The following is a 26220-nucleotide window of genomic DNA, read 5'->3' as shown; positions in this document are numbered from 1 at the left end:
CCGCGCTATGGTTGAGATGTCACAACGCTCGCCACTAGAATCCACGCATCGCCGCACGACGCGTGGCCGACATTATATGTAGGCAACAACACAACGCGTCGACTACCCGACACGACACGCGACAACGAGGAGCACACGATGAAGGTCAGCGCCCGCAATGTTTTCCGCGGCACGGTCGCCGCCACCCACCCGGGCACGGTGAACGCCGAAGTGGATATCGACCTGGGCGGCGGCGACCATCTGGTGGCCGTGGTCACCATGGCCAGTCTGGACGATCTCGGCCTGGCCGTCGGCAGCGAGGTCATCGCGCTGGTCAAGGCGCCCTGGGTGATCGTGCTCACCGACACCAGCGGCGTGAAGCTGTCCGCGCGCAACAACCTGGTCGGCACGGTCAAGAGCGTCGAGATCGGCGCGGTCAACGCGGAAGTCGCCATCGCCCTGCCCGGCGGCACCGAGGTCATGGCGGTGATCACCCGCGATGCGGTCAAGGAACTCGGGCTGAAGCCGGGCGTACCCGCCACGGCGGTCATCAAGGCCTCACACGTGGTGCTCGGCGTGCCGGCCTGAGCGCCTGTCCGGACGCGCGCAGGCAGCCTCGGACGACGTCGCAAACCCGACAATCTGTCGGACAGCCGCCCCGCCCACGGGGCGGCTTCCTTTCGTCCCTCCGCAGCGCAGCGTCTTGAATGGCGCGGCATCGCGCCGCATCCGCGCGCCAGCGGCGCGGCTGGCGCGCTTCCTGCTGTAGCCGGGCATTTCATCCACCATGCGAGGACGCGACATGCCGCTCAAGCGCTACGAGGAACAAGGCCTGCTGTTCAATTCCAACTTCACCGAGGCCGCCGGCCCCGGCCTGAGCGCCTACCGGGGCGATCTGGTACTGACCGAGGGCGAAGTGGCCGACGCCTCCGGCCGCCGCAAGCCGCCCACCGCCAGCGTCCGCCAGGCCGTGCTGCTGGGCAGCGCCGACAAGCTGGTGTTCGCCGCCGGCCTGCTCGACGACGTCGCCAAGCTGCCGCTGTTCATCGAGCGCTACAGCGCCGACTTCGCAGCCGACATGCACGCCGTGTTCTTCGTGAACAACATCGGCAAGCCGCTGCGACTCTCCCTGCCGGGCGTGAAGGCCTGCCTGCTGCCGCTCGAGGACGGCATGGTGTGGAACGAACTGCTCGAAGAACTGCGCCTGGAAAAGGGCGACCTGAAGGGCCAGTCCGCCGGCGAGAAGGTGGCCACCGTCTGTAGCGCGCTGAAGGACTACAAGCCCAGGGGCGAGGAAGTCAGCCTGGAAACCGCGCTGGCCAGCACCATCGAAGTGAAGCACGGCGGGCGCGGCCCGGTCTGAGCGCGGCATAGCGGAAAGTCCGGCTGCCTGCCGTCCTTCTCTCGACAGGCGCAGTTCAAGGCCGTGCGCTGCACGGCCTTGAACTATCGGCGCCCCCCGCTTGCGGGGGTTTTCCTTGTTCGGCAGCGCTCCGGACCCGACAGCGCCATCCTATCGGCGCCGTGTCCTGCCGCGGCTCCCGGCGGACTGCTGGCGGACCTCCCCGTCCGCACCAATGCCGAACAGCTGGTTGGCGCCTTCGAGGCGATTGCGGTACGCCGTGATCAGTTCCCCGGGGTCGACGCCGAGAACGAACGCAACCTCGACGAATTCCGTCACATCCAGGCGCCGTTCCCCCCTTTCGTACTTGGACACGAAGCTTTGCGGCTTGCCCAGGGCCCGGGCGACATCCTGCTGGGTGAGCCCGGCCTGCTCCCTGGTGCATACGAGCAGCGAGCGCAGGATTCGATATTGGGAACGATGCAGGGCACTGGGCATTCGCCAGTCTGGCTCGCCATGCCATTTATCCCAAAATGGTATATTAATACGAATTGAATATACATATCTCCTGAAAGGAAACCGCGAAAAGGCGAGCGACATGAGCCCGCCATCCATTTGCGGTGAGATATGGAGAAGCACGCATGGCCATTGCCTGGACCATCGATCTCGACACCGGGATCGCCGTCATCGACCAGCAACACCGGCGCATCGTCGATTACATCAACCGGCTGGAAGGCGCGCAGCAGACCCTGGATCGCACCGCGGTCGGCAAGGTGCTCGACGAACTGGTCGACTACACGCTGTCGCATTTCATCTTCGAGGAAAGCCTGATGGAGGAAGCCGGCTACCCTTTCGTCAAGGCACACAAGCGGGTGCACGAACTTTTCGTGCGCCGGGTGAATGAATATCTGCAGCGCTTCCGCGCCGGTGAGGACGTCGCCGGCGACATCCACAGGCTCCTGAGCACCTGGCTGATCAGCCACATCCGGCATGAAGACGCCGACTACGTCAGTTTGTTGAAGCCGGAAGAAATGCAGAACGCGGCCGGGGACGACGCCAAGGAAGGCTGGCTCGCCCGTTCGCTCACCCGCCTGTTCCGCTGAACACCCTGGCCTACGCCGGCTGTGGCACCGCGGCCAGCCGCGCCGCCAGGCCGGAATGGCGCGTGGTGCGGCGGGCGCAGGCAGCCACGAAGGCAGCCTCGCCGCCCGCCAGCGCCACCCGCCGCGCCGCGCGGGTCACCCCGGTGTACAGCAGTTCGCGGGTCAGCACCGGCACGTCGGCCTCCGGCAACACCACCAGCACTTCTTCGAATTCCGAACCCTGCGACTTGTGCACGGTGAGCGCGAAAGCCGTGTCGTGCGCCGGCAGGCGAGCCGGCGAGACCGCCCGGTAGCCGCCCCCGGGGGCCGGAAACCACACCGCCGGCACGCCGTCCGCGCCCGCCAGGGTCAGCCCGACGTCACCGTTGAACAGCCCCAGCGCGTAATCGTTGCGCAGCACGATCACCGGCCGCCCCGGATACCACGGCGAGGCCGCGCCCCGGTCGGCCGGGTGGTCGAGCGCCGCGCGCAGCCACTGGCTCAGTTGCACGTTGAGCGCGCGCACGCCGCGCGGCCCCTCGTGGACAGCGGCCAGCACGCGGAAGCGTTCAAAGGCCGCGAAGGCCGCCGCCGGATCGTCCATGCCCGCACGCAAAGCCTCCAGATACGCGGCGTAGCCGGCCTCGCATCGCGCGCGCGTGGCGGCAGTTGGCGAACGACCGGCATCCTCCAGCCAGCGCACCGCCGGGTCGGCGGCGGCGCGCAGCCAATCCAGCGTGGCCGCGCCCTCGCCCGCGTTGATGCCGGCGGCCAGCCGGCCGATGCCGGAATCGGTGGCGAAGCGGTGGCTCTCACGCAGCCAGACCACCGCGTCGGGCAGCACCGCCGCATCCTCGCGTGCACCGTCCGGGCGATGGCCGGTAAGCGCCTCCAGACGATCCGCGCAGGCGGCGGAGAAACGGCAGCCGGCGGACAGTTCGGCGAACACCGCGCCGGCCTCCACGGCGGCCAGCTGGTCCTTGTCGCCGAGCAGGATCAGCCGCGCGTGCGCCGGCACTGCATCGACCAGGCGGGCGGCCAGGGCCAGATCCAGCATGGAGGCTTCATCGACCACCACCACGTCGTAGGGCAGCGGATTGCCGGCGTGGTGCACGAAGTGTCCGCTGCGCGGCGTGGCGCCGAGCAGGCGATGCACGGTGGCAGCCTCGTCCGGCAGGCGGTCGCGCAGTTCGGCGGGCAGGTGGGCGGCGCGCGCGCGCAGGGCTTCGAGCATGCGCGCGGCGGCCTTGCCGGTGGGCGCGGCGAGCGCCACGCGGGTTTCCGGATGCAGGCTCAGCAGACAAGCCAGCAGCGCCGCCACCGTGGTGGTCTTGCCGGTGCCGGGGCCGCCGCTGATGACCACCAGCCGGCGCAGCAGGGCGAGCGCGGCGGCGGTCTGCTGCCAGTCCGCGCGGCCGTCCGCGCGCGGCGGGAAGAAGCGCGCGAGCAGGGCGCGCACGGCCGGCGGATCGTCAACCACCGCCACCCCGGCGATGGCGCGCGCATGCAGGGCGGCGGCCAGGCCGCGTTCCAGGTCGAAGTGGCGGCGCAGATAGAGTCTTCCATCTTCGTCGAGCACCAGTGGCCGGGCGTCCTCGGGACTGGCGGCCTCGTGCGCGCCGGCCACCACGCCGCTGTCGCGCAGCAGTGCGCCGAGCGCATCGGGGTCTTCCCCATCGGCCAGATCGTTCAGCGGCAGGCAGACGTGGCCGGCCGTGCCGGCCAGCGCCAGGCGCCGCGCCGCGCGGCCCAGTGCGCGTTGCGCGGCCGGCGGGGCGCCGAGCGTGGCGGCCCAGGCCTGCGCGTGTTCGGCGAAGCCCTGGGCGAGATCGCCCGCGCCGGCGGCGGCGGAATCGAAGGCCGGCAGGAAACCCGCTGCCATGTTCATGCGTACGCTCCCAGGCGTTCACCGGCCAGCAGGTGATCGAGTTCCTCGACCAGTTCCAGCGGCACCTGCCGGCGGAACACCCCGGTCGCCTCGCCTTCCACCCGCCAGCCGGGCCGCACACCGCGCACGAACAGGTAGAGCACGCCGCCGAAATGGCGGCGGTAGTCGTAGTCCGCCACGCTGCGGCGCAGATGGCGGTGCACCGCCACGGTGTACAGCAGGTGTTGCAGGTGATAGCCGTGTGCCGCCATGGCCTCTTCCAGCGCCGCCGGAGCGTAGTCGGCCGGGCGCTCGCCGAGATGGTTGGACTTCCAGTCGAGCACCCAGTAGCGCCCATCGTGCTCGAACAGCAGGTCAATGTAGCCCTTCAGATAGCCGTGCAGTTCGCCGAAGCCCAGACGCGGCACGCGAAAGCCGCACGCCGCCAGCCAGGCGTTGAGTTCGGTGGCAAACAGACGCGGCGCGGGCAGGTGGAAACCCAGCTCGGTAGCGCGCCGCGCGGCGGGCACGCTGTCCAGGCGCAGGCCGGGGACGATCTCGCTGCGCAGCACGTCGTCGAGCAGGCCGTGCAGCATGCGCGCAAGCGTTTCCGGCGCCTCGCCGCCGCGCTGCGGATGTTCGGCCAGCGCGCGTTCGATGGCCGCCGGCCAGGTCGCCGGATCGGTGAATTCGATGCGCTCGAACACCGCGTGGATGCAGTCGCCCGCCGCCGGCCCGCGCGGAAAGCGCAGGATGTCGCCGGCCGGCGGCGCGGCCTCGGGCGGCGCCTCGGGGTCGCCGGGCAGCGCGCGCGCGTCGTGGTCGCGCGCGGCCTGTTCGTGCGTGGCGCCGAACAGCAGCGCGCTGAAGCTGCCCATGCGCCAGCCGGGCGGGATGGCCGGCGCCGGCAGCGCGCGCGGCGGCTGTTCGGCTTCTCCCGGCGGGGGCAGTGGCGCGCCGCCATCGTCCGGCAGGGTTTGCAGGTCGATGCCCGGTGTCCGTTCGGCCAGCGCGGCCCAGGCGGCGTCGATTTCCTCCACGCCCAGCCTGGCCTCGAACCAGGCCGCCGGCTCGCGGGCGCCGCCGGCGACCATCCAGTTGAGCAGTGAACGCGTGCTCTCGGTGTGGCTCACGCCGTTGCGCACGGCCTTGGCATAGCCGCCGACCACCAGATGGCAGCGATACACCGCGCGCGTGAGCGCCACGTAGATCAGCCGCAGGTCCTCGGCGGCGGCCTCGGCGCGCAGGCGGGCCTTGACCGCGTCGGCATCGTCCGGCGCGCGACGGTAATCGAGCAGCAGGGTGCCGTCTTCGGCGTGCCAGGCGCGCAGCGGGCCGCCGTCGCCCCGGCAGGCATGGCCGTCGAACAGGAAGGGGCAGAACACCACGCCGTATTCCAGCCCCTTGGCGCGGTGGATGGTGACGATGCGCACCAGGTTGCGGTCGGATTCCAGACGCAGCTGGGCGGCCTCGCCCCCGGCGCTTTCCGCGCGCCGCGCGGCCAGCATGTGCAGCAGGGCTTCCGGCGCGGCCTGGCCGGCGGCCTGCTGCAACAGTTCGGCCAGATGCATCAGATTGGTCAGCCGGCGTTCGCCGTCGGCACGCGCGAGCAGGCGGGCGGCCACGCCTTCGTCGGCCATCCAGCGCCGCAGCATCACGCCGAAGCCGCGCGCCAGCCACAGCTCGCGCCAGCGCGCGAAGCGTTCCAGCACGGCCGGCAGGGTGTTCTCGTCGCCGGCCAGCCTGTTCAGCGCGGCGGCATCGCGGCCCATCGCCGGGGTCGCCAGCGCGGCCAGCACACGCGCCGGGCGGGTAGGTTCGGCGATGGCGTGCAGCACGCATTCGAGCGCTTCGGCGTCCTCGCTGTGGAACACGCTGGCCTGCGCCAGTTCCACGCTGCCCACGCCGAAGGCGGCCAGCGCGCGGCGCATGCGGGCGCCCTGGCCGTGGCTGCGCACCAGCACGGCGATGTCGGCGGGCGCCAGCGGGCGTTCGCCGATGCACGCCTCCCCGCGCTGCCCGGCGGCGAGCAGGCGGGCGATCTCGGCGGCCGTGGCGCGCGCGGCGCGTGCCATGGCCTCGGCGCGCGGCAGGCGTTCGTCGTCGGCCCCGGACGCGGCGGGCAGTTGCCACAGGCGCAGCGCGGCGGGCTCGCTGCCGGAGGGTGTGCGGTCCACGAAGGGCGGACGCGGGCGGGTGCCGGCCCGCACCTCGGTGTACTCCAGCCCCGGCAGCATGAACACCGCCGGATTGGCCATGAACAGCGCGTTGCAGGCCTCGATGAGCGCCGGGGCGGAACGCTGGTTGGAGTCCAGTCCGTAGCAGGCGTCGGCATCGGCGCGTGCGCCCAGGTAAGCGAACAAATCAGCACCGCGGAAGCTGTAGATGGCCTGCTTGGGGTCGCCGACCAGGAACAGCGTGCCGCGCGCGCCGGGACGCGCGTAGATGCTGGAGAACACCGCGAACTGCAGCGGATCCGTGTCCTGGAACTCGTCGATCAGCGCGGCCGGATAGCGCGCGTGCAGGGCTTCGGCCAGCCACGGGCGCTCGCCGCCGGCCAGCGCGCGGTGGGCGTTCCACAGGATGTCGTCGAAGGCGATCTGGCGGCGGGCCTGCTTGCGCGCGCGCAGTTCTTCCGCGCATTCGGCCAGGCAGTCGCGCAGCAGCGCCAGGCGGCCGGCTTCGAGCATGTCGTCGAGCGCGGCGCGCGCGGCCAGCAGCGCTTCTGCAGCGTCGAAGAAGGCATGCGCGGGCGGCGCCGCGCCGCCGGTGGCCTTGGCGGCGAGCCTGGCGGCGCTGAACAGGTCGAGCCGGCTTTCCTTGCCCGGCAGCACGGCCAGCGCGTCGCCGCTGGCCAGCCAGTCCGCCCACTGGGCGGCGGCGGTGGCGATGCTTTCCGGCTTGTAGGTGCCCTTGTGCAGTTTGACGCCAGGCGCTTCCAGCAGGGCGCGCGCGGCGGGCAATTCATCGGCCAGGGCGAGCAGCGTGCGCCAGGCCGCCTGCAGCGCCGCTTCGGCTCCGGCATCGGCGGCGGGGCCGGCAGCGGTGGCCAGGTCGGCATCCCACAGCCGGCGGGCCAGCGGGCGAGCCATGTCGGCCTTCAGGTATTCGGCCCACTGCGCCGGGCAGTCGCCGCGCGCGGCAAGCAGGCGGGCCAGCGCGGGGGCCAGTTCGCCACCGGCGACGCGGCGGCGCCAGAAGTCCTCGACCACCTCGCGGCGCGCCTCGGCGTCGTCTTCCACCAGCTCCAGCGCATACGGCTGGCCGGCGGCGAACGGCGCATCGGCGAGCGCACGCTGGCAGAAGCCGTGGATGGTGAAGATGGCGGCTTCGTCGAAGCCCTGCAGGGCCTCGCGCAGGCGCTCCGCCATGCGTGCCGGGCTCAACCCGGCGGCCTGCACGGTGTCGATCAGACGGGGAACGAAGGGATCGGCGCCGGGGTCGCCGCCGCCCAGCACACGCAGGGTGTCGACGATGCGCGCGCGGATGCGCGCAGACAGTTCGGCAGTGGCGGCCTTGGTGAAGGTGACCACCAGCACCTGATCGACGCTCAGTTCGAGTTCGAGCAGCAAGCGCAGGTACAGCCCGCAGATGCTCCAGGTCTTGCCGGTGCCGGCGGAGGCCTCGATGAGGCGGATGCCGTCCAGCGGATAGGCGAATACGTCGGCAGGGGATGGGGGTTCGGCCATGCGGCCGATGATAGCCCGGATGCCCGCGGGCGCGGTGCGCCGGCCGGGATGTGCCCGGCCGGCCAGGGCGGATCAGTAGCGGAAGCGCGCCACCAGATCGCCCAGTTCGCGCGCCACCTTCTCCAGGCTTTGCGCCGATTCGGCGGTCTGCTGCGTGGAGGCGCTGGTCTGCTCGACCATCTGCGCGATGCTTTCGACCTGCTGGGCGATGGCGTTGCTGGCCGCGCTCTGTTCGCGGGTGGCGAGCGCCACGTCGCGAATGCGCGTCAGCGTGGCGCTGGCGCCGTCGCGGATGTCGCGCAGCGACTGGGCGGCCTCGCGCGCCAGCTCCACGCCGCGTTCGGCCTGCGGCAGGGCCTGGTCCATGGCGCCCACCGCGCTGGCGGTGTCGCTCTGGATGGCGCCGATCATGCCGCCGATCTCCTCGGTGGCGGACGAGGTGCGTTCGGCCAGCTTGCGTACCTCGTCGGCCACCACGGCGAAGCCGCGCCCCTGTTCGCCGGCGCGCGCCGCCTCGATGGCCGCGTTGAGCGCGAGCAGGTTGGTCTGCGCGGCGATTTCCTTGATGACGTTGGCGATCGAGGAGATTTCCCCAGTACGCACTTCCAGCGAGCGGATCAGCTCGGCGGCGGACGACACGGTGCCGGCGATGCGGTGCATCTCGTCGGTGGCGGTGGCCACCTTCTGCTCGCCGTGCTCGGCCATCGTCGCGGCGGAAGAAGAGTTGTCCTCGGTGTCGCGCGCGGAGTCGGAGATGTGGTTGATCGACACGGTCATCTGCTCGATGGCGGCGGCCATCGACGAGGTGGAGTCGGCCTGGCGGTGCGAGGCGGTGGCGACCTGGCCGGAGGCGTGCGAGATGCTTTCCGCGGTGCCCTTCAGCGTCTGCGCGCCGCTGGCGACCTGCCCGACCATGCCGCGCAACGCACCGAGCATACGCGACAGCCCGCCGAGCAGGCTGTCCGGCGCGGCGCGCGCGACATCCACGGTGAGGTCGCCGCCCGCCGCCCGCTCCATGATCTCCATGGCCTCGGCCGGTTCGCCGCCGATCTGGCGCAGCACCGAGCGCGCGATCAGCACGCCCAGGCCGACGATGACCAGCATGATCACGCCGCTCAACGCCAGATCGACCACCAGGCGGGAGAAAAAGTCATGGGATACGTCATCCACATACACCCCGGTGCCGATCACCCAGTCCCACGGCTTGAAGGTGGCGATGTACTGCAGCTTGTCCACCGCCACGGTGCTGCCCGGACGCGGAAACGAGGTATCGACGAAGCCCGCGCCGCGCGCGTTGGCCGCCGCCACGATGTCCTTGATGGTGTAGCGCCCGCTGGCGTCGCGCACTTCCTCGCGCATGTCGCGGCCGGCCCATTCGGGGCGGATCGGGTGCATCACCGACACCCCGCCGGTGGACCAGACATACACGTACTCGCTCTTGCCGTCGGCGCCGCCGAAGCGCATCGCGTGCATTGCCTGCAGGGCCTGCGCGCGCGCCTCGGCATCGCCAAGCTGGCCGGCCTGCGCGCGCGCATGGTAGGCGATGGCGATCTGCATGGCGCTTTCCACCACCGACTGCACCTGCAGCTTGCGCGCATCCATCAGGTCGTCCTTGACGGCCAGCGCACCCAGCGTGATGTTGATGGACAGGCCGACGAAGGCGGCGAGCACCAACAGCACGATCTTGGTCTTCAGTTTCATTGCATCGAGCATGATTCACACACTCCCGGAAGAAGTTGAAACGGGACACGCCCGTGCTTCTCGGAGTTATCGGACAGGCTGCCGTCCAACTTTATAGAGTTCCATCCGCAAGCGTGCGAAAACCTTGTCACCCGTGTGACAAACGAGACAGCATGAAAAAGGGCCGGCGATGTTCGCCGGCCCCATCGGTCGCTGTGCCACGGCCGCCGCCGTGGCACGATCCGGTCTTCAGTTCAGCGGCGGAATGCGCAGCACCTGGCCCGGGTAGATCTTGTCCGGGTGGCTGAGCAGCGGCTTGTTGGCCTCGAAGATGGCAGTGTACTTGGCGCCGTGGCCCTTGCCGTAATGCGTTTCGGCGATCTTCCACAGCGTGTCGCCCTTCTGCACGGTGTACATGGCCGCTTCCGGCGCCGGCTTGTCCACTTCCAGCTGATTGTCGACGGAAGCCACGCCCACGGTGTTGCCCAGCGCCAGGACGATCTTCTCGGCTTCCTCGGTGGATTTGGCCTTGCCGGCGACGGTGACCTTGTCGCCATCGACGGTGATGGTCAGTCCCTCGGCGGACAGCGCGTGCTTGGCGAGTTCCTTTTGCAGCACATCGGGCGTGGCGGCCTGCACTTCGCTGGCGCCGAACAGTTTTTCGCCCACGTTCTTCAGAAAGCTGATCAGGCTCATGCGGATTCTCCTGTTGGTGGCGGGCGAATTCCCGCCCTCGCCGGCAGCGTACCAAAGGTCGGCCCGTCCATGCCGATGGCTAACAAGAGTTCACAGTTCCCTGGCGGACGAAAATGAGTCACTCCCGCCTGAAGGCGGGCGCTTCCTCGCCACAAAATGGGGGCGCCTTCGGCGCCAGGGTGGGTTTGCCTCGCTTGACCTCGCCCTGAAGGGCGAGGCTTGCGCTTTGGTCCGTGGTCACAGTCCGGCGAACAGCGCCCGCCAGGCCGCCAGCTTGGCGGTCCGGTCCAGCGCGGCATGCGCCGGGCTGGTCGAAGGCAGGCGCAGCGCGGGCAGCCCCGCCCAGGCGCCCTGCGGCAATACGTGGCGGCGGTAGCTGTCGGCGGCGGCCGTGCCGTTGAAGCCGATGCGCGCGATATGCGGATGCGCGGCGAAGAAGGCGCGAAAATCGTTGGGCACGACGCTGGCCGCGTCGATGGCCGCGTCCAGGCTGCCGGGGCGCACGCAGGAGGCCATCACGTCCCACACCGCCACGCCGGCGGCGTGCAGATGGCCCACGCGCTCGGCGTAATCGGCGCCCGGGTCGAAGCCGAGCAGTTCGCCGAGGATCGGCCAGAAGGCGTTGCGCGGATGGGCGTAGTACTGCGCGGCGGCCAGCGAGGCGGCACCTGGCATGCTGCCGAGGATGAGCACGCGCGCGTCCGGCGCGGCGATGGGCGGAAAGCTGAAGACGCGGCTCACCCACCCGCCCCCTGGGCCGGGTAGTGCGCCAGCACGCGGTAGCCGCCGCCGGCCCCCGGATCGGACACCACCAGCGCATAGCCGCGTACTGCCCAGGCCAGTTCCGGGCCTTGTGCCGGCGGCAGGGCGCCGGCGGCCTGGCGCGCCAGGGTGACGTGCGGCCGGAAGGCACGGCGCTCCACCGCCAGCCCGGCACGTTGCAGGGCCTCGCCGAGCGCGCCGTGCAGATCGGCAAGCGCCGCGGGCGGACGGACGATTTCCAGCACGGCCAGGCCATGCGCCCAGTTGGCCGGACGGCCCAGGGCGAGCTGGAACGGCGCGCAGGGCACCGCCAGTGCGTCGATCAGCGCGGCTGTGCGCGAGCGCACCACTTCACCGATGAAATGCAGGGTGAGATGGAGCTTTTCGGTACGCACCCGGCGCGCGCTGCGCGGCCAGCGCCAGTCGTCGGCATGGCGCGCCAGCGCGCCGCGCAGCCGGGTATCCGGCCACAGGGCCAGGAACAGACGGTCGGTGGGAGCGGAGGCATCGGGATGGGTCACGCGCGCATTTTAGGGCGTATTCCCGGTATCTGCGGCGGTCATGCCACCGCCCTGGCACTCCGGTCAGAACGGACGGTTCAGTCGTCCGGCAGGCATTCGGCCACCACCAGGCCGATGGCCGCGCCCGGGTCGGTGGTCAGCGCCAGGCAGTGCCCGCCGCCGGCGATGTAGTACAGCGCCCAGCCGCCGCCCGTATCGGCGGGCTTCAGGCGGGGCGGCACGTCGTCCTCGGAGCAGCCGACGAAGCGCAGCCCGGGCCATTGCCCGCGCAACGCGGCGAGCGCGGCCTCGCCGTGACCGTGGCGCTCCAGCACGCTGCGCGCGCCGCTGAGCACCTCTGCGCCGATCATGCCTCGGCTCCGGTCTGCGGCGCGAAGCGGGCCAGCAGGCCGGCCTCCTTGCCGAGCGTGCGGGCCAGCCAGGGCGGCGGGCTGTTGAGCACCTGGCGCAGTTGCGCGAGCGCGTCGCGCGCGGCGCCGCCGGCCGGGAACTTGACCGGATGCACGCCGGCGCGCACCACCTTGGCGGCGGCCGGGCCGCCGATGGAGTGCACATAGACCAGTTGGCAACCGGCCAGCAGTTCCGCGCGCGCGGCGTTGCGGTCCTCCGCGCCGTCGGCTTCCAGCGTCGGACGCACGCCGGTGAGCCAGATGCCGTCCTCGGCCACGCGGTAGATCAGGAAGCGGGTGCAGGAGCCGAAGTGGCCGTCGAGCTGCTCGCCGCGGTTGGAGGCCACCGCCACGGTGAGCGCGCCCGGGCCTTCGGGCACGCCGCTGTCGGGCACCGGCGCGTCGTCGGCGATGCCCTCGCCCCACAGGTAGCGCACGGCGGTCTTCAGCGCGTCGCCGTCGACGCCGGGATCGACGATCTCGTCGCCCTGCAGCATGGCCTTGAGGTCGGCGACGGTCATGCGCGCGAGCTTTTCATCGGTCACCGGCAGGCCCAGGCGCTCGCCCAGGGCATGGACGAAGGCGGCCACGTTGACGCCGGGCAACGTGCGCGCCGCCATGGCGATGCGCAGCGCGGTCTCGCGCGAGACGGGGCTGCCGGAGGGGGCGGGAGCATTCATGGCGGGTCTCTCCTGGGGTACGGGGGATGCGGGTGCAGGCGTGGCGGCCGTTGCGCCGCCACGCCACGCGGGCCCCGCTCAGGCCGCGAGCGGGACGATGGTGTTGTCGGCCCCTGGGCAGACCGACACGCACTGCGGCTCGTCGCCGTCGCACTCCGTACAGGAGTCGGGGTTGATCTTGTACAGCCCTCCCTTGGAGGAGATGGACTGGGTGGGACAGACCGGCTTGCAGTCGCCACAGGTGGTGCATTCGTCAGGCAGGATCTTCAGCGCCATGGTGGGTCTCCTGGTGTAACAGTGGTCGGAAAAATCATTCCGGAGCATCGACGCGCTTGGCGCGCAGGGAGATGGGCAGCTTGGGCGGCGCATCCAGCGGGTCCACGTAGTACGTGCCGCCGTTGGCCAGCCTCAGTTCGCCGCCCCACTTGTCGGCCTGGTCGAATTCGATGGAGACGATGCCGTCTTCCAGGTCGCGCTTGGGCAGGTAGAACGACAGACCGCCCTCGGCGGTCTTGCGGATCATGATGTTGGCCATGGCTGTCCTTTCTGTCGGTCGTGGAACGCGGAAAACCCGGATGGCGCCAGACGCCATCCGGGCGTCTGCGCCTCAGCGCACCAGGTCGTGATTGAAGTCGGTGGTGCCGAAGCCGCGGGTCTCGTCGTCGAGCTTTTCCAGCACGGCGTTGACCAGGGTGGTGAGGATGTACATCGCGCCCTCGTAGCCCAGGGTGGTCATGCGGTGCAGGTGGTGGCGGTCGAAGATCGGGAAGCCGAGGCGGATCAGCGGCACTTCGAACTGCGGGCCCTTGTGGGCGGTGTCGCGCTGGATGTACTTGCCGTAGGAGTTGCCGATGAGGAAATCGGGCTTCTCGGTGAAGCACAGGCTGCGCAGGTGCCACAGGTCGTTGCCGACATACACCTTGGCCTTGGCGCCATAGGGGCTGGATTCCAGCACCTTGGCGATCGCCTTGCCCCAGCGCTTGTTGGCGTTGTGGCTGAGCACGTGCAGCGGCTCGGCGCCCAGTTCGAGCAGGAACTTGGTCATGCCCAGGACGAAGTCAGGGTCGCCGTACAGCGCGAACTTCTTGCCGTGCAGCCAGGTGTGGCTGTCCTGGATCATGTCCACCAGGCGGCCGCGTTCCACTTCCAGCGAGGCCGAGATTTCCTTGCCGGTGACTTCGGCCACCTTCATCAGGAACTCGTCGGTCCATTCCAGGCCCATCGGGATGTTGAGCTTGGGAATGTCGTGGTTCCAGGTGTTTTCGACGAACTTCCTGGTCTTTTCCAGGTGCCAGGGCTGCAGCAGGAAGGTGGTGTGCGCGTTGGGCGCGTCCTTGATCTCGTCCAGCGTGGTGCCGCCGGCGTACATGCGGTATTCGCCATCCGACGGGGTGTCGAGCACTTCGGTGGGGTTGGAGAGGATGGTGGCCTCCACCCCCATTTCCTTCATCATGCGGGCGAGCACGCGGTAGTTGCCCAGATAGGTCTCGAAGCCCGGCACGAAGTTGATCTTGCCGTTCTTGCCCGGCTCCTTGCCTTCCATGTGGTTGAGGGTGAAATGGCGCGCGATGCCCTCGAACATGTTGTCCCAGCCGGTGACGTGGCTGCCGACGAAGGACGGGGTGTGCGCGAACGGCACCGGGAAATCCTGCGGGATGTGCCCTTCCTTCTTCGAGTTGTTGATGAAGGCGTTGAGGTCGTCGCCGATGACCTCGGCCATGCAGGTGGTGCTCACCGCGATGACTTCGGGCTTGTACAGCGCCTTGGCGTTGGCCAGGCCGTCGAACATGTTCTTCTGGCCGCCGAACACCGCCGCGTCCTCGGTCATGGAGTCGGACACGCAGGCGATCGGCTCCTTGAAGTGGCGGTTGAAGTAGGTGCGGAAGTAGGCCACACACCCTTGCGAGCCATGCACGTAGGGCAGGGTCTTCTCGAAGCCCAGCGCGCACAGCACCGCGCCCAGCGGCTGGCAGGCCTTGGCGGGGTTGATGGTGAGCGCCTCGCGGGCGAAGTTGAGTTCCTGGTATTCCTTGGTGGTGGTCCATTCGAAGGTTTCGGCGATCTTGTCGTCCGGCACCTTCTCTTCGAACTTGTCCTGCTTGTTCTTCAGCGACGCCTGGTAATCGTCGTCGCGGAACAGCGGGTAGCACGGCTTGATGTCATCAACGATCTGCATTTGAGGCTCCTTGGCCCGGCCACCCATCTGTGGACGCGGGCATGAGGTTTATTCCTTGCGGCGGGCACCGGATCGCGGCCGGCGCCCGCCTGGTGGCTACGCGCTTACGCTGCGGCCTTGACTTCGTCGCCAGCGGCGGCGCCCTTCTTCCACGGCGGGGTCTGCTGGCCCCAGCACGGGTTGTTGAGCGTCATGTCCATGTCGCGCGCGAAGATCGCGAAGCCGTCGTAGCCGTGGTAGGGGCCGGAGTAGTCCCACGAGTGCATCTGGCGGAAGGGGATGCCCATCTTCTGGAAGATGTACTTTTCCTTGATGCCGGAGCCCACCAGGTCGGGCTTGACGCGCTTGACGAACTCTTCCAGCTCGAAGCCGGTGACGTCGTCGTAGAGCAGCGTGGCGTTGCCCATTTCCTTGATGGTGCGGTCGTAGTCGTCGTTGTGGGCGAACTCGTAGCCGGTGCCGACCACTTCCATGCCCAGGTCCTCGTACGCGCCGATGACGTGGCGCGGGCGCAGGCCGCCGACGTACAGCATGACCTTCTTGCCCTGCAGGCGCGGCTTGTACTTGGCGATCACCGCTTCCATCATCGGCTTGTACCGGGCGATCACGCGCTCGGCGCCTTCCTTGATGGAATCGTCGAAGAATGCGGCGATGCGGCGCAGGGATTCCTCGATCTTGGTGGGGCCGAAGAAGTTGTATTCCATCCAGGGGATGCCGTACTTCTCTTCCATGTGCCGGCTGATGTAGTTCATCGAGCGGTAGCAGTGCAGCAGGTTGAGCTTGGCCTTGGGGGTGTTCTCCATTTCCGCCACGGTGCCGTCGCCCGACCACTGGGCGATCACGCGCAGGCCCATCTCTTCCAGAAAGATGCGCGAGGCCCAGGCGTCTCCGCCGATGTTGTAGTCGCCGATGATGGTGACGTCGTACGGGGTGGATTCGAATTCCTGGCCGTCGCGGTTGGAGAGCACCCAGTCGCGGATCGCGTCGTTGGCGATGTGGTGGCCGAGCGACTGGGACACGCCGCGGAAACCTTCGCAGCGCACCGGCACGACGATCTTGTTGAGCTCCTTGCCGGCTTTCTTGGAAACCGCCTCGATGTCGTCGCCGATCAGGCCGATCGGGCACTCGGACTGCACCGAGATGCCCTTGTTGAGCGGAAACAGCTGCTCGATCTCCTGGATCAGCTTGGCAAGCTTCTTGTCGCCGCCGAAGACGATGTCCTTCTCCTGGAAATCGGAGGTAAAGTTGATCTCCGAGAAGGTGTTCACGCCGGTGGCGCCGACGTAATAGTTGCGCCGGCCGCCGCGCGAGTACTGCCCGCAGCCCACCGGGCCGTGGGAGATGTGGATCATGTCCTTCACCGGGCCCCACACCACGCCGCGCGAGCCGGCGTAGGCACAGCCGCGGATGGTCATCACCCCGGGCTGCGACTTGCGGTTGGAGGTGATGCACTTCTTCGACTGCTCGATGGACTGGTCATTGACCGCCAGATGCTTGGCGCGGTCCTTGCGGGCCTTCTCCGGATAGACCTCCAGGACCTCCTGGATCAGGCTCTCGGTTTCTTCACGGGTGAGCGTGGTCATGCTGCTTCTCCTGTTCACGCCGGCACCAATCCGTGCACGGCATGCGTAGGTTTGCTCTATACCCGGCAGGGCGGCAGCCGTCCCGCCAGGCAGTTTGCGCGGGTGCAAACCCGCTCCGGCAGATCAGGCGGCAGCAGCAGCGGCCAGTTCGGCGGCGGTCTTGCCGACGATGGACTCGTCTTCCACTTCCATGATGCCGAATTCCATCAGCAGCTCTTCCAGCTCGTCCATGGTGCAGGGCGTGGGAATGACAAACAGCTTGTTGTCGATGACCTTCTGCGCCAACGCGCGGTATTCGTCGGCCTGCTTGGCCTTGGGGTCGTACTCGATGACGGTCATGCGGCGGATTTCGGCGTGCTGCACCACGTTGTCGCGCGGCACGAAGTGGATCATCTGGGTGCCCAGCTTGGCGGCCAGGGCGATGATCAGTTCGTCTTCGCGGTCGGTGTTGCGGCTGTTGCAGATCAGTCCGGCCAGGCGCACGCCGCCCGAGTTGGCGTACTTCACGATGCCCTTGGAGATGTTGTTGGCCGCGTACATGGCCATCATCTCGCCCGAGCACACGATGTAGATTTCCTGCGCCTTGTTCTCGCGGATCGGCATGGCAAAGCCGCCACAGACCACGTCGCCGAGCACGTCGTAGAACACGAAGTCGAGGTCTTCGTCGTAGGCGCCTTCCTCTTCCAGGAAGTTGATCGCGGTGATCACCCCGCGGCCGGCGCAGCCCACGCCGGGTTCCGGGCCACCGGACTCGACGCACTTGACGCCGCCGAAGCCCACGGACATCACGTCCTCGAGTTCGAGGTCTTCCACGGAGCCGGCCTCGGCAGCCAGTTCCATCACCGAGTTCTGCGCCTTGCTGTGCAGGATCAGGCGGGTGGAGTCGGCCTTCGGGTCGCAGCCGACGATCATCACCTTCTTGCCGGCCTCGGCCAGCGCGGCGACCAGGTTCTGGGTGGTGGTGGACTTGCCGATGCCACCCTTGCCGTAGATGGCGGCTTGACGAAGTTTTGCCATGATGCGTTACTCCTTGTCGAAACGGGATTCGTGAATCGATCGTGCTGCTCAGGACCACGCGGAGGTTTCCGCAAGGACTGTGCCAATCCCGAAAACAAGACTTAACGCATTGAAATGAATACATTTGGCGGGGCACCGCAAGCCCTCTGCGCGCACGACGCGTGCGACAAAGCCCCTACAATTTGTCGGGCCACGGACATTCCCCCCGAACTCGCCCGGCTCAGCGCCCCGCCTGCCGCCCGCCTGTCCTACAACCGCTGCAATCTGCCGGCCGAAGCCCTGGCCAGCCTGGCCTTCCAGCTCGCCCCGGCGGAACTGGAACTGGACGGCGTGCTGCCGCTGCACCATGCCCTGTTCGAGCATCTGTCGGTTGTCGGCGATGCGACAACGCGCGCCCAGCTGTTCATGCAGTACATGGCCGCCCACTTCCTGCTCGGCGACGCTGCCGCGCAGGGCCTGACCGAAGGCGCGCGCATCGACCGCAGCCGGCTGGACTACCTGCGCCTGCTGCGCGGCTGGCTGTTCGATTCGGAAGGACGCGAGGGCGCCGTGCTGAAAGGCTGGGTGGAATCGCGCTTCGGCCTGCTCACCGGTTTTCACCGCGCGCCGCTGGGTGACGCCGACTGCCCGGCGCGCGCGGCCTTCGAACGCGAGCGCGCCGCCGGCCTGTATGCCACCGGCGCGCTGGAAGCCCAGGTAGACCTGCTGTACGCCTATGCGCAGTACGAACTGGCGCGCCAGCCCGACGCGCGCCGCCACCTCACGCTGTACCGGGGCGTTTCCGGACGCGACACGCTGGCGCCGCTGGAGCGCCTGGCGGACGGCCGCCTGGTGGTGGTGCTGAACAATCTGAGTTCGTTTTCCGCCAGCCGCGAACGCGCCGGCGAATTCGGCGACCGGGTGCTGGAATGCGCGGTACCCGCCGCGAAGATCCTCGCCCACTCCCGCCTGCTGCCCGGCCGCCTGCAGGGCGAGGACGAATACCTAGTGATCGGCGGCGTGGCCGCCGTGCGCCGGGTGGATTGAACACGCACCGGGCAGCCGACCGGCAGCCCGCTCAACCGTGGCGCTCGGCCACCATGGCGTCGATGGACGCCAGCACCTCGCTGCTCGCCGCCTCGGCCTCGCGCATCGCCGCCACCATGCGCTCGCACAGCGCCGGATCGTTCTCCCAGTTCTGCCCGAGCAGGCCGAGCACTTCGTGCACGCGTTCGTGCACGCGCTCGTTGGGCTTGGCGATGCGGCGGAACGCGGCGGTGGCACCGAAACGCGTGTGTCCGGTACCGTGCAGGTACCAGCGCCCCAGTTCGGCATCCTGCGCACTCTGCGCCGCGCGGCCGGCTTCGTCGCCCTCGCCGTTGCGCTCGATCGCCATGTAGGCGTTCTGCATGTAGAGCACGTGATCCAGCTTGGCCAGCGAGGCGTCGGAGACATCCTTGGCGCGGTCGAGCAATTGCAGGGTGCGTTCGGAAGAATCGGCCAGACGTTGGAAGCGCGCGCGGAAATCGGTGACGCGCCCGGCAGCGGCGGAAGACAGTTCGCTGGCCTGTCCGGTCTGGCCGATCATGCCGTCGACGCGCCCGCGCAGCCCCTCGATGATGCCGCCCACCTCGCTGGCCGCGCTCTTGGTACGCTCGGCCAGCTTGCGCACCTCGTCGGCCACCACCGCGAAGCCCCGGCCGTGCTCGCCGGCGCGCGCAGCCTCGATGGCGGCGTTGAGCGCCAGCAGGTTAGTCTGGTCGGAAATCTCCGCGATGATCAGGATGGTGCGGTCGATCTGCCGGCTGGCCTCGCCCAGTTCCTCGGCGGCCAGGCGCATTTCCTCCATGCGCGTACCGATGTTCTCCAACGCGCCGCTGATCTCCTCGGCGGTCTGCCGGCTTTCGCGCGCAGCCACCAGGTTGTCGTCGGCGATCTGGGTCACCTCGTCCATCTCGCGGCTCACCGTGCTCAGGTCGGACTGGTTGCCCTGCAGATTGCCCAGCAGCTTGCTCATATTGAGCCCGTGCATGCCGGAACTGAGGCGGTTGCGCGCGATGTAGTGGGCGTTGTCCTCCATGGCCTGCAAGGCTTCGTTGATGCGGTGCATGGATTCGGCGAACTGCCCCGGCATGGCGCCGTCGAGCGCGCGGCGGTGGTACTCGCCCTTGGCCGCGCGCGCGAAGCAGGTGGACACCTCCTTGAAGTAGGTCTCCACCAGATCGAGCATCTCGTTGAGTTCCCAGGCCACCTGGCCCACCTCGCCGAGCTTGGCGGTGCGCGTGATGCGCTTGTGCAGGCGGCCCCGGCGCGCCTCGCGCAGCACCGCGCGCATCGAACCCAGGGTGTGCAGCGGGCGGTGGAACTGCTGGTAGGCGAACACCGCGAACACCACCGAAACCAGCGGAAACAGCGCATGGCTGTAGTAGAAGCCGTTGCGCACGGCCTCGCTCACCGCCAGCGCGATGGTGATGGCGCAGAACACGCAGCACAGCACCAGCATGCGGCGCGACAGGAACAGCGCATGGTGGCTCTGGTGGTGCGCGGGATGATGCAGTTCGGAATCCACGACGGGCGGCATGGCGCGTTCCTCAACCCAGTTGCAGTGCGAGCACGAAGCGCTCGTACGATTCCCCGCCCAGGCGCTGGGCGAGCAGCGCGCGCGAGGCCTCCATGGCGCGCGCCGGACCGGCCTGGCGCTCGGCGGCGACCATTTCGGCGTACAGCGCGCTGGCCACCTGCACGCCGCGCACCGACGGAATACGGCGCACCGAGTAATAGCCCACTGGCTCGCCGCCCAGATCCCGGTCGGGGGTGACGTTGGCGAACACCCAGTAATGATCGCCGTTGGCGGTCAGATTCTTCACGAAGCCGAAGAACTCGTTTCCGGCCTTCAGGGTTTCCCACATCATCTGGTACACCCCGCGCGGCATGTCCGGGTGGCGCACGATGTTGTGCTGCACCCCCAGCAAATCCGGCTCGGCATAGTCCGCCACGCGCATGAACGCGCGGTTGGCGTACGTCAGCCGCCCCGCGAGGTCGGTCTTGCTGATGATCTGCTCGTCCGGGTGGAGCTTCACCTCACGCCCGGTCACCACGATGTTCTTGTTCTTCACGCCGTACCCCGCTGTGCAGGCGGCCACACCCGTGGCCCGCTCTGTTCACCGAATGCCGATGCCAGCATATCGACACCGCGCGACCGAAATTTAGCTCTAATGTCGTATTTGTCGCAAAGGCGACAGCCTTGCACCGGCACCTGCTACCGCCGGAGCGCCGTGGCAGGGGCGCGGCGCGCATACGGCCGGCATGGCACCTTTCTTGCGGAAAACGCGGTACACCCCGCCCATCCGACAGGAGAGCCGCCATGCAAACCGTCCTGGACGAAATCCGTACCGGACTCGCCGCCGGCACGGTCGTGCCCTTTCTGGGCGCCGACACGCTGGCCGACGTCACCCACCGCGACACCGGGCAGAAGATCCCCGCCAGCAGCGACGAACTCATCCTCGCGCTCAACAACGGCCAGCCCATGGCCCCCCGGCTGATGTACGAATTCCCCCGCGCAGCGATGAACATCGAACTCAAGCGCGGGCGCAGTGCGGTCAATCGCGCGCTGGAGCGCATCTACGCCGACGACGCCTGGAGCGAGGCCGGCGTGCACCGCTGGCTGGCCGGGCTGGAACTGCCCTATCTCATCGACCTGAACCGCGACACTGGCCTGCAGAAACGCTACGCCCAACGCCCGCACACCCTCATCGTCGGCACCGCGCGCATCAACAGCGGCCTGCGCTACCGGCTCTACCGCCACGACGGCCAGGATTACGGCGCGGAAACCACCGACGACGGCATCGACCCCGCCGCCCCGGTGCTGTTCAAGCCCTGTGGCACGCCGTGGCCGGTGCCGCAATGGATCGCCTCCGACGCCGACTACGTCGACTACATCACCGAACTGATGGGCGGCTTCGCCATCCCGCCCTTCCTCAAGGAACGCCGCAAGGGCCTCAAGTACCTGGTGGCTGGCACGCGGCTCAACCGCGACACCACGCGCATGCTGCTCTCCGACTTCATCTTCGGCGCCGCCGAACCCGCAGGCTGGGCGCTGATCGCCGAGCCCAACGACAAGGAGCGCCGCTTCTGCGCCCGCCTCGGCCTCACCCTGGTGGAAGCCGACGTGCGCGAACTCGCCGGCCTGCCCGAACCGGCGGCCTGTGCATGATTACCTTCCAGGAAGACCGCCACACCCTCGGCGTGGCGGAAATGGACGACACCCACCGCGAATTCGTCGCCCTGGCCGCCGCGCTGGCCACGGCCGACAACGAACATTTCCCCGCGCTGTACGCCGAACTGTTCGAACACACCCGCGCGCATTTCGCCGCCGAAGACGCCCGCATGCGCGCCACCCGCTTCCCGGCCATCGGCGAGCACACCAACGAACACCAGCGCGTGCTCGGCGAACTCATGGCCTTCAACCGCAGCGTGCAGGCCGGCCGTCTGCAACTGGCGCGCGCCTACGTGTGCGAAAGCCTGCCGGGATGGTTCGACCTGCACCTGAGCACCATGGATTCGGCGCTGGCCGCGCATCTGAAACGGATGAACGATATCTGAATGCCTTCAGGCCAACTCGCCCCAAACGGTTGAGCGGATCGAAGCCGCCCTCCACCAACCCATCCTCAGAAACTCGACCCCGGCTGCTTCAGGAACTCCACCTCCTCTGCGCTGGATTCCCGCCCCAGGATGGCGTTGCGGTGCGGATAGCGTCCGAAGCGGTCGATGATGGCCTTGTGGCGCAGTTCGAAGTCGTAATTGCTTTCCGGCGCCCAGGCCTTGAACAGGCGTTCCGCTTCCGCGTGGATCAGGCGCGATTCGCTGTGCATCCAGGGCATCAGCAGGAAGGCGCGCTCGATGGGCTCGAGTCGATCCAGTGCACCGCCGGCGACGGCCTCCTGGGCCAGCGCCAGGGCCATGCCGTCCTGGGCGAAGGCGCGCGGAGTGTTGCGGTGGATGTTGCGGGAGAACTGATCGAGCACGATGATTTCGGCCAGGCGGCCCCGGGCGCTGCCGCGCCAGGCATGGCATTCGCCCTGGGCGGCCTGATCCAGCAGCCCGGCATGGCGCTCGCGCAGCAGGGTATCGAAGGCGGGATCGACCTTCCACCATTGCGCGGGCTGGATCTCCTGGAACCAGAAACGCAGGATTTCTTCGTGCATGCTTGCCTCCTTGTCGCCGTTGGCGGGGCGGACCCGGGGCACAGCTTACCTTGCCTGCGCGGTGCGCAAGCGCGGAACAGGGCGCGCTGCCCTGCTCCGTTGCATTGCCGGCGAGAACGGCTCAGGCCATGCGCGGCTGGATGGCCTTGTAGGCCAGCGCGCCCAGTGCCGCGCCGGCAATCGGCGCCAGCCAGAACGCCCACAGTTGCGCGACGGCCCAGTCACCCACGAAAACCGCCACGCCGGTGCTGCGCGCGGGGTTCACCGAGGTGTTGGTCACCGGGATGCTGATCAGGTGGATCAGCGTGAGCGCCAGGCCGATGGGCAGGCCGGCGAAGCCTTGCGGGGCGAGCTTGTCGGTAGCGCCGAGGATCACGATGAGGAAGAACATGGTCATGACGATCTCGGTGATCAGCGCGGCCCCCAGCGTATAGCCGCCGGGCGAGTGCTCGCCGTAACCGTTGGCGGCGAAGCCGGCGGATACGTCGAAGCCCGGGGCGCCGGAGGCGATGGCGTACAGCACCGCGCCGGCGGTGATGCCGCCCAGCACCTGCGCGACGATGTAGGGCAGCAGTTGATTGGCGGAGAAGCGCCCGCCCAGCCACAGGCCGATGGATACCGCCGGATTGAGGTGGCAGCCGGAAATGTGGCCGATGGCGAAGGCCATGGTCAGCACGGTGAGGCCGAAAGCCAGCGATACGCCGAGCAGGCCGATGCCGAGTTCCGGAAAGGCCGCCGCCAGCACGGCGCTGCCGCAGCCGCCCAGGACCAGCCAGAAGGTTCCAAGAAACTCAGCGAAATAAGGCTTCATGATCGACTCCGTGTCGGGAAGATTGGGGCAGGGGGCGCAACGCTGGCGCGTTTTTGTTTGCAAGCAGCCTAGCGCCGTGGCGGATGTATACCGTGACGCAGCACACGGTTCATCACGAACCACTGCGCGCGACACAGTTCTTTGCAAGCACGCGGGTGCGGGCGACAGGGAGAACCACCCACAGCGGCGCCATGCGCCGCTGTGGAATCGAAGCTCAGAACCTGTGCTTCAGGGAAAGCATGACGTTCCGCGGGGGGCCATACACGCCGATATCGGCAAGCGCCGTATAGTATTTCTTGTCAAAGACGTTATTGAGATTGGCAGTGATCTCCGTCGAACCGGACAGCTTGTAGCGCACCATCAAATTTGCCAGAACGTAGCTTTTTTGATCGTCCCATCCATAGTCCCTGGCGCCTTCCCAACCATACCTGCTTTGCCAGATGGCACCGCCGCCGAGGGTCCAGCGATTGAACTCGCCCGGCAGACGGTAGGTCGTGAAGGCTTTTACCGTATGGCGCGGAATGCGTTCCATCACACGCATGCCTTCCTTGTCCTCGCTCACGCTGTAGGCGTAACCTGCGGAGACGTTCCAGCCATCGGCCAATTCGCCACTCAGTTCCACTTCCGCGCCTTGGGTATTGATACCTTCCAGCAACTTGTAAGCGTTGGTCGTAGCATCGAATTCCGCCACCTTCTCCTGTTCCACCTTGAACAAGGCCAGGTTAGCGTTCAGCTTCTGATCGAAGAAACCGGCCTTGACGCCGACTTCATACGCAGTACCTTCTTCCGGGTCCAGCGGTTTTCTGTTGATATCGACTACCGATGCACTCTGTGGTTGGAATATCTGTGTGTAGCTGCCGTACAGTGTCCAGGTATCGTTCAGGTCATAGGTAACACCGGCATAGGGCACCACGACACCCGTCTCTTTTTTGACGGTTTTGCTCCTGGCGCCCGACAAGGGAATCGTTTCCCTCACGTCTTCCCAGTCCATCACCCTGGCGCCGACGATCAGATTAGCCTGATCGGTCAAGTTGAAACGCGACGAGAAGTAGGCGGTATATTCCGTTGTCTTTCCCCTGCCATCGCTATTCTTGGTGAATTCCGGATAGTTGGCCTGGCTTCCATCCCACTCCCGGATGGGGCTGTTGATCGTCCCGTCGTAACTGCTGTTCCAGGGCCAGAGCCACCCCCCGTAACCACCATAGTTGTCGCTGCGATTTTTTCGCTGAGAAAGAGAGAGCCCGGAAACGAATTCATGGCTGCGGCCGAACAGGGAAAAATCACCACTCAGAGATGCATCGACGTCATATTGCCGACCATCGCCGTACCAACGTGCCGGGGCTATAGCCTGCCCCAGCCCGGTTGCACGATCGACACTCCCGGTGCGCCAGTATGAAATTTCATCATGGCGGTCCTCCAGATAATTGAATTCGAGATTGGCTTTCCAGCCATTGGAAAAGCTGTGGCGAAGGGAGGCAAATGCATACGACTCCTCGATGTCGGAGTAAGACCAGTCTGGCGCATTATTATAGGAACGTGGCAAGTCAATCTTGCTGCCATCGCTGTAGTACAGGGTGACACCTGACCTCAAGGGAGAATCATTGCCGTTTTTCTGATGGCTGAATCCCAGAGTCAGCAACGTATCATTGCTCAGGTCTATCTCGGTAACGCCATAAATCAGGCTGCGCTGGGTTTCATAACGATCCAACCAGCTTTTCTGATCCTTGTAATCGACCACCAGGCGGCCTCGAACATGACCGCTATCGGTCAGTGGGCCAGCCATATCCAGGCCCACGCCATAGCGATCCCAACTGCCCGCCTCCAGGCTGAGGCTGGTCTGTGCTTCACGGGTCGGCCGCTTGCGAACCATGTTGACGGATGCGCCGGGGTAACCCATGCCACTGGTCAGGCCGGTGGCGCCGCGCAGTATCTCGACACGGTCAAATGCGGCCGTGTTCATTTGCGTGCTTCTTGCCGATTTTGAGCGGGATACACCATCAACGAGGTAATTGGAAATGGAAAATCCTCGGGAATAGGGCTGGTCCAGGTCGGCCCCGACACTTTGGCGGAAAGTCGAAACACCAACGGTTGCCTCCAGCACATCGACTATTTTTTCCAGCCGCTGATCATCCAGCCGCTGGCGCGTGACGACACTGACGGACTGCGGCGTTTCTTTCGGCGTCAGCGCCAGCCTGGTCGCCGCGCGACTGGGGCCTTGCTGGGTGTAGCTGCCGGTGCCCTCGGTGGTGCCACTGTAGCCGGTGCCGGCGGTGACCGTGACGGACGCCAGCAGCACATCCCCGCCTCTCGGCGCGGGCTGGATCACCAGCGTCTCCCCTCGCCGCACGGCCTGCAGGCCGGTGCCGGCGAGCAGGCGGTCAAGGGCCTGTGTGGTGGTGTATTGGCCGTTGAGCGCCGGCGCGGCGCGGCCGGCGGCGAGCGCGGGGTCCAGTGCCAGCTGCAGGCCGCTCTGGCGGGCGACGCTGGCCAGGGCGCCTTCCAGCGATTGTGCCGGCAGGTCGAGATTCAAATTTTGCGCGTGGGCGGCCTGGGCGCCGGCCAGCAGGGCGCCGGCGATCCACCGGGCGAGCGTGCGACGGGTGAGGAAGGGCCGGGGTTCACGGCATTTGTGCGGTTTCATGGGCAAGACTCCGATCGGTCGTGGTTGGGCTTACCGTCCACAAGTCGGATTTGCGCGCGGATTCCAGCACGAATTTTTGGATCGCCGGCCTGTCGGGGTGACAAAGCACCGAGTCCGCCGGG

At 67.7% G+C, this 26220-nt stretch carries 25 protein-coding genes and 1 pseudogene; 6 read left to right on the top strand and 20 right to left on the bottom strand.

Features of this window, described 5'->3' with window-relative positions:
* Nucleotides 1-138 precede the first annotated feature (138 nt).
* Entirely contained in the window at nt 139-567 is a 429-nt protein-coding gene (locus E6C76_RS11655; protein WP_136348416.1) for a TOBE domain-containing protein, read from the top strand.
* Between the two features lie 214 nt (nt 568-781).
* Entirely contained in the window at nt 782-1342 is a 561-nt protein-coding gene (locus tag E6C76_RS11650; RefSeq protein WP_136348415.1) for a hypothetical protein, read from the top strand.
* 150 nt (nt 1343-1492) lie between these two features.
* On the opposite strand, the gene E6C76_RS11645 is transcribed toward E6C76_RS11650, so the two are convergent.
* Nucleotides 1493-1819 (bottom strand): helix-turn-helix domain-containing protein, encoded by a 327-nt coding sequence (locus E6C76_RS11645; protein WP_136348414.1) that lies wholly within the window; start codon nt 1817-1819, stop codon nt 1493-1495.
* 143 nt (nt 1820-1962) lie between these two features.
* On the opposite strand from E6C76_RS11645, the gene E6C76_RS11640 reads away from it, so the two are divergent.
* Complete coding sequence (locus E6C76_RS11640) at nt 1963-2424, top strand: bacteriohemerythrin (protein WP_136348413.1); 462 nt, start codon at nt 1963-1965, stop codon at nt 2422-2424.
* Nucleotides 2425-2434: 10 nt separating this feature from the next.
* On the opposite strand, the gene recD is transcribed toward E6C76_RS11640, so the two are convergent.
* The 13 genes from recD to nifH all read right to left on the bottom strand — a co-directional run bounded on the left by recD (nt 2435) and on the right by nifH (nt 17463).
* Nucleotides 2435-4291 carry an exodeoxyribonuclease V subunit alpha gene (gene recD, locus E6C76_RS11635; RefSeq protein WP_230976248.1) on the bottom strand — a complete coding sequence of 619 codons (1857 nt, stop codon included), beginning with the start codon at nt 4289-4291 and terminating at the stop codon, nt 2435-2437.
* On the bottom strand, nt 4288-7959 hold the full coding sequence (gene recB, locus E6C76_RS11630) for an exodeoxyribonuclease V subunit beta (protein ID WP_136348412.1): 3672 nt from the start codon (nt 7957-7959) through the stop codon (nt 4288-4290). Before recB ends, recD begins: the two co-directional genes overlap by 4 nt.
* A 72-nt stretch (nt 7960-8031) precedes the next feature.
* On the bottom strand, nt 8032-9672 hold the full coding sequence (locus tag E6C76_RS11625; protein WP_136348411.1) for a methyl-accepting chemotaxis protein: 1641 nt from the start codon (nt 9670-9672) through the stop codon (nt 8032-8034).
* A 216-nt stretch (nt 9673-9888) separates the two neighbouring features.
* Nucleotides 9889-10335: a peptidoglycan-binding protein LysM gene (gene lysM / locus E6C76_RS11620; protein ID WP_136348410.1), complete on the bottom strand. Its 447-nt coding sequence runs from the start codon at nt 10333-10335 to the stop codon at nt 9889-9891.
* A gap of 237 nt (nt 10336-10572) precedes the next feature.
* Nucleotides 10573-11076, bottom strand: coding sequence for a DNA-deoxyinosine glycosylase (locus E6C76_RS11615; RefSeq protein ID WP_136348409.1), 504 nt, complete (start codon nt 11074-11076; stop codon nt 10573-10575).
* Nucleotides 11073-11618: an RNA 2',3'-cyclic phosphodiesterase gene (gene thpR / locus E6C76_RS11610; RefSeq protein WP_136348408.1), complete on the bottom strand. Its 546-nt coding sequence runs from the start codon at nt 11616-11618 to the stop codon at nt 11073-11075. Before thpR ends, E6C76_RS11615 begins: the two co-directional genes overlap by 4 nt.
* Nucleotides 11619-11695: 77 nt before the next feature.
* Nucleotides 11696-11968, bottom strand: coding sequence for a DUF6129 family protein (locus E6C76_RS11605; protein WP_136348407.1), 273 nt, complete (start codon nt 11966-11968; stop codon nt 11696-11698).
* Nucleotides 11965-12687 (bottom strand): dinitrogenase iron-molybdenum cofactor biosynthesis protein, encoded by a 723-nt coding sequence (locus E6C76_RS11600; protein WP_136348406.1) that lies wholly within the window; start codon nt 12685-12687, stop codon nt 11965-11967. Before E6C76_RS11600 ends, E6C76_RS11605 begins: the two co-directional genes overlap by 4 nt.
* A gap of 78 nt (nt 12688-12765) precedes the next feature.
* Nucleotides 12766-12963 carry a 4Fe-4S dicluster domain-containing protein gene (locus E6C76_RS11595; protein ID WP_136348405.1) on the bottom strand — a complete coding sequence of 66 codons (198 nt, stop codon included), beginning with the start codon at nt 12961-12963 and terminating at the stop codon, nt 12766-12768.
* Between the two features lie 34 nt (nt 12964-12997).
* Nucleotides 12998-13222, bottom strand: coding sequence for a putative nitrogen fixation protein NifT (gene nifT / locus E6C76_RS11590; protein WP_136348404.1), 225 nt, complete (start codon nt 13220-13222; stop codon nt 12998-13000).
* 72 nt (nt 13223-13294) lie between these two features.
* The gene (nifK, locus tag E6C76_RS11585; RefSeq protein ID WP_136348403.1) at nt 13295-14863 is read right to left on the bottom strand and encodes a nitrogenase molybdenum-iron protein subunit beta; all 1569 of its coding nucleotides are present in this window, start codon (nt 14861-14863) and stop codon (nt 13295-13297) included.
* Nucleotides 14864-14967: 104 nt separating this feature from the next.
* Nucleotides 14968-16446, bottom strand: coding sequence for a nitrogenase molybdenum-iron protein alpha chain (gene nifD / locus E6C76_RS11580; protein WP_136348402.1), 1479 nt, complete (start codon nt 16444-16446; stop codon nt 14968-14970).
* Between the two features lie 123 nt (nt 16447-16569).
* Nucleotides 16570-17463 (bottom strand): nitrogenase iron protein, encoded by an 894-nt coding sequence (gene nifH / locus E6C76_RS11575; RefSeq protein WP_136348401.1) that lies wholly within the window; start codon nt 17461-17463, stop codon nt 16570-16572.
* Nucleotides 17464-17577: 114 nt separating this feature from the next.
* Here nifH and E6C76_RS11570 point away from each other — a divergent pair, with 114 nt between their 5' ends.
* On the top strand, nt 17578-18489 hold the full coding sequence (locus tag E6C76_RS11570) for an NAD(+)--dinitrogen-reductase ADP-D-ribosyltransferase (RefSeq protein ID WP_136348400.1): 912 nt from the start codon (nt 17578-17580) through the stop codon (nt 18487-18489).
* Nucleotides 18490-18520: 31 nt separating this feature from the next.
* Here E6C76_RS11570 and E6C76_RS22710 read toward each other — a convergent pair whose 3' ends face one another.
* The 3 genes and pseudogenes from E6C76_RS22710 to E6C76_RS11560 all read right to left on the bottom strand — a co-directional run bounded on the left by E6C76_RS22710 (nt 18521) and on the right by E6C76_RS11560 (nt 20558).
* Nucleotides 18521-18853, bottom strand: coding sequence for a CZB domain-containing protein (locus E6C76_RS22710; RefSeq protein WP_408003484.1), 333 nt, complete (start codon nt 18851-18853; stop codon nt 18521-18523).
* Between the two features lie 114 nt (nt 18854-18967).
* Nucleotides 18968-19396, bottom strand: a pseudogene (locus tag E6C76_RS22705) (methyl-accepting chemotaxis protein); the annotation flags it as partial.
* Nucleotides 19397-20033: 637 nt separating this feature from the next.
* Entirely contained in the window at nt 20034-20558 is a 525-nt protein-coding gene (locus E6C76_RS11560; RefSeq protein ID WP_136348398.1) for a PAS domain-containing protein, read from the bottom strand.
* Nucleotides 20559-20806: 248 nt separating this feature from the next.
* On the opposite strand from E6C76_RS11560, the gene E6C76_RS11555 reads away from it, so the two are divergent.
* The gene (locus tag E6C76_RS11555) at nt 20807-21655 is read left to right on the top strand and encodes an SIR2 family protein (RefSeq protein WP_136348397.1); all 849 of its coding nucleotides are present in this window, start codon (nt 20807-20809) and stop codon (nt 21653-21655) included.
* Nucleotides 21652-22044 carry a bacteriohemerythrin gene (locus tag E6C76_RS11550; protein WP_136348396.1) on the top strand — a complete coding sequence of 131 codons (393 nt, stop codon included), beginning with the start codon at nt 21652-21654 and terminating at the stop codon, nt 22042-22044. The genes E6C76_RS11555 and E6C76_RS11550 overlap by 4 nt, the downstream gene beginning before the upstream one ends.
* Before the next feature lie 65 nt (nt 22045-22109).
* Here the strand turns inward: E6C76_RS11550 and E6C76_RS11545 are convergent, their stop codons facing one another.
* The 3 genes from E6C76_RS11545 to E6C76_RS11535 form a co-directional block, all read right to left on the bottom strand.
* The gene (locus E6C76_RS11545; RefSeq protein ID WP_136348395.1) at nt 22110-22646 is read right to left on the bottom strand and encodes a DUF924 family protein; all 537 of its coding nucleotides are present in this window, start codon (nt 22644-22646) and stop codon (nt 22110-22112) included.
* Between the two features lie 121 nt (nt 22647-22767).
* Nucleotides 22768-23457, bottom strand: coding sequence for an aquaporin Z (gene aqpZ / locus E6C76_RS11540; protein WP_136348394.1), 690 nt, complete (start codon nt 23455-23457; stop codon nt 22768-22770).
* Between the two features lie 214 nt (nt 23458-23671).
* A complete protein-coding gene (locus tag E6C76_RS11535; protein ID WP_136348393.1) occupies nt 23672-26098 on the bottom strand; it encodes a TonB-dependent siderophore receptor in 2427 nt (808 codons plus the stop codon).
* Between the last annotated feature and the right edge of the window lie 122 nt (nt 26099-26220).

The sequence above is a fragment of the Pseudothauera nasutitermitis genome (genome assembly GCF_004801295.1).
GTDB lineage: Bacteria > Pseudomonadota > Gammaproteobacteria > Burkholderiales > Rhodocyclaceae > Pseudothauera > Pseudothauera nasutitermitis.
This window is presented reverse-complemented; position numbering and strand designations above follow the sequence as displayed.

What these genes read in the sequence shown, in the direction of transcription:
- E6C76_RS11640 (WP_136348413.1), top strand. Translation starts at nt 1,963, where the DNA reads ATGGCCATTGCCTGGACCATCGATCTCGACACCGGGATCGCCGTCATC.
- E6C76_RS22710 (WP_408003484.1), bottom strand. Translation starts at nt 18,853, where the DNA reads ATGCAGAACGCCTACATGGCGATCGAGCGCAACGGCGAGGGCGACGAA.
- E6C76_RS11550 (WP_136348396.1), top strand. Translation starts at nt 21,652, where the DNA reads ATGATTACCTTCCAGGAAGACCGCCACACCCTCGGCGTGGCGGAAATG.
- E6C76_RS11645 (WP_136348414.1), bottom strand. Translation starts at nt 1,819, where the DNA reads ATGCCCAGTGCCCTGCATCGTTCCCAATATCGAATCCTGCGCTCGCTG.
- nifD (WP_136348402.1), bottom strand. Translation starts at nt 16,446, where the DNA reads ATGACCACGCTCACCCGTGAAGAAACCGAGAGCCTGATCCAGGAGGTC.
- nifH (WP_136348401.1), bottom strand. Translation starts at nt 17,463, where the DNA reads ATGGCAAAACTTCGTCAAGCCGCCATCTACGGCAAGGGTGGCATCGGC.
- E6C76_RS11555 (WP_136348397.1), top strand. Translation starts at nt 20,807, where the DNA reads ATGCAAACCGTCCTGGACGAAATCCGTACCGGACTCGCCGCCGGCACG.
- E6C76_RS11600 (WP_136348406.1), bottom strand. Translation starts at nt 12,687, where the DNA reads ATGAATGCTCCCGCCCCCTCCGGCAGCCCCGTCTCGCGCGAGACCGCG.
- E6C76_RS11570 (WP_136348400.1), top strand. Translation starts at nt 17,578, where the DNA reads ATGAATACATTTGGCGGGGCACCGCAAGCCCTCTGCGCGCACGACGCG.
- nifK (WP_136348403.1), bottom strand. Translation starts at nt 14,863, where the DNA reads ATGCAGATCGTTGATGACATCAAGCCGTGCTACCCGCTGTTCCGCGAC.
- E6C76_RS11625 (WP_136348411.1), bottom strand. Translation starts at nt 9,672, where the DNA reads ATGCTCGATGCAATGAAACTGAAGACCAAGATCGTGCTGTTGGTGCTC.
- E6C76_RS11535 (WP_136348393.1), bottom strand. Translation starts at nt 26,098, where the DNA reads ATGAAACCGCACAAATGCCGTGAACCCCGGCCCTTCCTCACCCGTCGC.
- E6C76_RS11605 (WP_136348407.1), bottom strand. Translation starts at nt 11,968, where the DNA reads ATGATCGGCGCAGAGGTGCTCAGCGGCGCGCGCAGCGTGCTGGAGCGC.
- E6C76_RS11595 (WP_136348405.1), bottom strand. Translation starts at nt 12,963, where the DNA reads ATGGCGCTGAAGATCCTGCCTGACGAATGCACCACCTGTGGCGACTGC.
- nifT (WP_136348404.1), bottom strand. Translation starts at nt 13,222, where the DNA reads ATGGCCAACATCATGATCCGCAAGACCGCCGAGGGCGGTCTGTCGTTC.
- aqpZ (WP_136348394.1), bottom strand. Translation starts at nt 23,457, where the DNA reads ATGAAGCCTTATTTCGCTGAGTTTCTTGGAACCTTCTGGCTGGTCCTG.
- recD (WP_230976248.1), bottom strand. Translation starts at nt 4,291, where the DNA reads ATGAACATGGCAGCGGGTTTCCTGCCGGCCTTCGATTCCGCCGCCGCC.
- E6C76_RS11545 (WP_136348395.1), bottom strand. Translation starts at nt 22,646, where the DNA reads ATGCACGAAGAAATCCTGCGTTTCTGGTTCCAGGAGATCCAGCCCGCG.
- E6C76_RS11655 (WP_136348416.1), top strand. Translation starts at nt 139, where the DNA reads ATGAAGGTCAGCGCCCGCAATGTTTTCCGCGGCACGGTCGCCGCCACC.
- lysM (WP_136348410.1), bottom strand. Translation starts at nt 10,335, where the DNA reads ATGAGCCTGATCAGCTTTCTGAAGAACGTGGGCGAAAAACTGTTCGGC.
- recB (WP_136348412.1), bottom strand. Translation starts at nt 7,959, where the DNA reads ATGGCCGAACCCCCATCCCCTGCCGACGTATTCGCCTATCCGCTGGAC.
- E6C76_RS11650 (WP_136348415.1), top strand. Translation starts at nt 782, where the DNA reads ATGCCGCTCAAGCGCTACGAGGAACAAGGCCTGCTGTTCAATTCCAAC.